The 3,692-nt window shown below is 57.4% G+C and carries 2 protein-coding genes; one reads left to right on the top strand and one right to left on the bottom strand.

Annotated features, from left to right (window positions below; translation table 11 throughout):
• Positions 1–1,680, bottom strand: a 1,680-nt coding sequence (locus K8W16_RS09585; protein WP_304122983.1) for a pyruvate formate lyase family protein, incomplete at its 3' end; no start/stop codon positions are given.
• 248 nt (positions 1,681–1,928) lie between these two features.
• Here K8W16_RS09585 and K8W16_RS09580 point away from each other — a divergent pair.
• Entirely contained in the window at positions 1,929–3,401 is a 1,473-nt protein-coding gene (locus tag K8W16_RS09580; protein WP_304122980.1) for a sigma-54-dependent Fis family transcriptional regulator, read from the top strand.
• The last annotated feature ends 291 nt before the right edge of the window (positions 3,402–3,692 follow it).

Raw genomic sequence — 3,692 nt, 5'->3', positions numbered from 1 at the left:
GCACATGCCCTTCTCGATGCAGCCGTCGTACATCACGGAACGAAACACGCTGGGTACCACCTGGAGACGGGCCATCTGGCTGAGGTCGGAATGATGGCGGGAAATGGTGAACAGGTGCTTGAGCTGCTTCTTGCAGGCGTCATAGAGTTCCTCGAAGTCCTTGAACTCTCGGGGATCGCCGGTTTCCGCGCCCACCACCTTCTTCGTGGAGGGATCCTTGCCGTTATTGAGCAGAAGTTCAACCACCTTGGCCAGGCAGGGCTGATCTTCCTGAGTGATGAAGCTGCCCTTGCCGCAGATACCGGTGGATACACAGCCGTAGTTGCCGCAGTTACGGGCGTCTTCAAGGGTAATGCCGTCCTTGTACTGGGCAAACCGGGCGAGGTTGCGCTCGATGACTACGGTGTTATTGAGAATCTGAGGCTGGCCGGAGCCGCCGCGGATGCACTCCACCACCTTGTTCATATAGGAGGGCTTGAGCTTGGGATGATAGAGCAGCGTCAGCGTGGGCTGGATGCCGCGCATGCGGATCTGCGTTTCGAGCAGCAGTTCCTCAAGCTCGGTGCTGGCGTCGCGGCCGTCGGCATCCACGCCGCCTATGGTGATGGTCTGACCGGTATGGCCGGACAAGGTCTTCGCGTAGGAGCCGCCCTGGTATTCGCCGAGTTCCATGTGCTTGATCCACTGGAACTTGAGCAGGGTGATGACCTGTTCCTTCGTCAGCCTGCCCTCTTCAATGTCCTTCTTGTAGAAAGGATACATGTACTGACCGTAACGGCCGGGAGAGGTAGCACAGGCCATTTGTTCCACTTCAATGGCCAGATGCACGAACCAGAAGGACTGTATGGCTTCGCGGAAGTTGCGGGCGGGGAATTCGGGCACGCGGCGGCAGATTTCCGCGATTTCCAGAAGTTCGGCCTTGTTCTTCGGATCGGTTTCGGCCTCGGCCGTCTTTTCCGCGAGTTCGGCATAGCGGCGGGAATGGGCAATGACGGCTTCCACGGCCACGATCATGGCGCGGTAAAGGTCGTGACGCTCCTTGTTGGCCAGAGTGGTGGGACATTCAAGCAGGCGCTTCTTCAAATCATCGACCACCCAGCGCAGACCCTTGTTGAGGGCCTTGGGGTAATCGGCGATACCCGAGCCGGAGGCCACGCTTACGTTGTCGTAGTACATGCCAGCCTTGGAGTACTGCGCAGGGTTCACACCGTACTTGTCCTTGTACATCTTGTTGTTCAGGGCAATGCAGGTACGGTTCTTCCACTTCTTGTACACCTTCTCCAGAAGTTCTTCCGTCTCCTGGGGAATCTTCATTTCCCCGAGGGAAGTCATCTTGGCGAGCTGCATTTCATCCTTGATCCAGGAGACATTCCATTCCGGGTAGGGATTCACTCCGCAACGTATGCCCGTGAGCGTACCCACGATAGGGTTGCCGTCGAGGAAAATCTTCTTGGTCAGAAGCACGCGCTCAAAGAGTTTTGCGCGGATATATATCGTGGGCTCCCCGGCGAATTCATCATACACGTCCAGAAGGCAGCGAAGCCGTTCCGGATCCATGACCTGGGGGGCAGTCATGAGAAAATCCTTCAGTTCGGTGACGCGCTGTTCGGCGGTGTCCCAGTTAATGGCGTAGCCCTGCCCTTCCACGGGGGCGGAGGAGGTGAACTCTATGACGGACATGGGATATCTCCTGTTGGGGATGTTAGAGGCCGGAAAAATGTCGCTTGCTTGTGCCCTTGACGATGCACAAAGTGTGCCAAAATTCCCATTCAATACTTAACATTATGAAATAATACATATTTCTATCTCCATCCGGCATATTTTCCCTGACAGAACTTTTTAAAGATCATAAAAAAACTTTCTTTTTAAAAAGAAATTTTTTATATATGGGAAAAATTTATCACTTCTAAAAAAAAGGAACGCCTGCCATGCTCTTCGGTACGGATACATTCAGCAATGTCAGCCGGTCGGCCGTGATGACAGCTTCCATGACGGCCGTATGGGATCACATGAGCATAGGCGTAGCCGTGGTGGACGCCTCCGGCACCTGCGTCTACATGAACGATATCCAGAGGAAGGTGGACGGTTTCACCGGTTCGGTGGTGGGCAAGCACATCACGGAGCTTTATGTACCCAATGAAATGGACTGCATCCCCACCATGGAGTGCCTGCGCCGGGGCGAGCCGCTTTTAAGGAAGGCCTACTGGTACAAGACCATCAACAATTCCCTGTTCTCTTCGGTGACGGACTTTTTCCCGCTCTTCGACAGAGGCCGCAAGGACGGAGTCCTGGCCTTCACCATCTGGGTGGACAGCGCCCTGCTCACCGGGGAGGCGAAGGCCAGGACGCGCCCTCCGGCGCCCTCCGGCGAAGACACAAGGTACACTTTTGAAAGCATCATCGGCCGCGACCCGGCCCTGCGCGGCGCCATAAACGATGCCAGGGTAGCCGCGAAAAGCTCCGTGCCCGTCATGATCTGGGGGGAAAACGGCACAGGCAAAGAACTCTTTGCCCAGGCCCTGCACGCGGCAAGCCCCAGGCGGCAGAGGCCCTTCATCGCCGTGAACTGCGCGGCCATTCCGGAAAACCTTCTGGAAGGCATACTGTTCGGCACCTCCAAAGGCGCATACACCGACGCAGCGGACAAGCCCGGCCTTTTTGAAAAGGCCGACGGCGGCACCCTGCTGCTTGATGAGCTCAACTCCATGCCCCTCGGGCTCCAGGCCAAGCTTCTGCGCGTGCTTCAGGAAAAAAAGATACGCAGGCTCGGCGCGCATGTGGAAAAAGACGTGGACGTCCGGGTCGTCAGCATCCTGAACGAACCGCCGCTCACTGCCGTGGAAAAGGGAAAACTCCGCAACGACCTTTACTACCGCCTCGCCGTGGTGGGCATCTCTGTCCCGCCCCTCAGGGAGCGACGGGAAGACATTCCCCTCCTGGTCTCCGCCTTCCTCCAGCGCCCGGAAATCGCGGAGGGCGTGGCGCGGGTTTCCGATTCCGTCATGAAGCTTTTCTGGGAATATGCCTGGCCCGGCAACATCCGCGAACTTCTGCACGTCATCGAAGGTTCCCTGGCCCTTCTCGGCGACCGCGACCTCATTGACGAGGACTGCCTGCCCCGCCAGTTCCGCGACGCCTGCTTCGGCGGCCGCAGCGCGGCCCCGGCGCAGCCCTCCGCGCGGCAGGACGCCTTCCCTCCGCTGGATGACTACCGCGACGTGAAAAGAAACAGCGTTATCCCCCTCAAAGAGAAATTGAACGCCTTCGAATCACGATGCATCCGCAACGTATTGCGCGTGACCGGGGGCAATATCTCCAAGGCTGCCCGCATCATGGAGCTCACCGGCCCCGGCCTGCGCTACAAGATGAAACAGCTCGGCATAAGCGAGGAAGATTACTGACACATGTTCTCCGGGGCGGCATGCACTGGCAATTTCTCCCGGCCTGGAGCCCCCGCCACAGCGCTTATGGTGATGAAGAGGGAATCATAACAGGTTTCATCGGCAGCATCGCCACGTCGGAGGCATGCATCACCAGCGCGTACCGCTTTGCCTGAAAACTTCATGCTCCGCAGCGTGCAGCTTGGCCTTCTTTCCGCAGGGCGCGAGGACTTCCGGAAGATTTCCTTCCGAATGTCCCCGTTCGACATGGGAAAAAAATAACATAATAAAACGCCCTCCCCTCCTTCCCTT

The sequence above is a fragment of the Mailhella massiliensis genome (genome assembly GCF_020741395.1).
GTDB lineage: Bacteria > Desulfobacterota > Desulfovibrionia > Desulfovibrionales > Desulfovibrionaceae > Mailhella > Mailhella massiliensis_A.
This window is presented reverse-complemented; position numbering and strand designations above follow the sequence as displayed.